General features: G+C 36.1%; 1 protein-coding gene. It reads right to left on the bottom strand.

The window, feature by feature from the left end; genetic code table 11:
* Positions 1-223, bottom strand: a 223-nt coding sequence (locus tag M3210_RS20240) for a transposase (protein ID WP_285853914.1), incomplete at its 3' end; no start/stop codon positions are given.
* Positions 224-321 lie beyond the last annotated feature (98 nt).

The following is a 321-nucleotide window of genomic DNA, read 5'->3' as shown; positions in this document are numbered from 1 at the left end:
TCTTACTGTAACCATTCCGTCTGTTTTCTGTTTCTTTTTCATCTTTATCGTTCGTTTCGTAGCCTAAATGATGGTTCATTTCACCCTTTAACATCGTTTCAAACATCGGTCCAAATATATCTTTAAGTGCATTCTGCATGTCTTCTACGGTCTCTGGTTGGTAGTTTTCTAGAATCTGTTTCGCTAGTTCAGCAGATTTCTGATCTCGCTTTGACTTAGTCAATAGAATAACCTCCCAATCTTATATGTTTATTCTAACAATAAAAAAATAAACTGCGAAGCAAGAGCCGTACGCTCTCTCACTTACACAGTTTATTTTAC

Origin of the sequence: Oceanobacillus luteolus (assembly GCF_023715655.1) — a bacterium.
GTDB lineage: Bacteria > Bacillota > Bacilli > Bacillales > Amphibacillaceae > Oceanobacillus > Oceanobacillus luteolus.
This window is presented reverse-complemented; position numbering and strand designations above follow the sequence as displayed.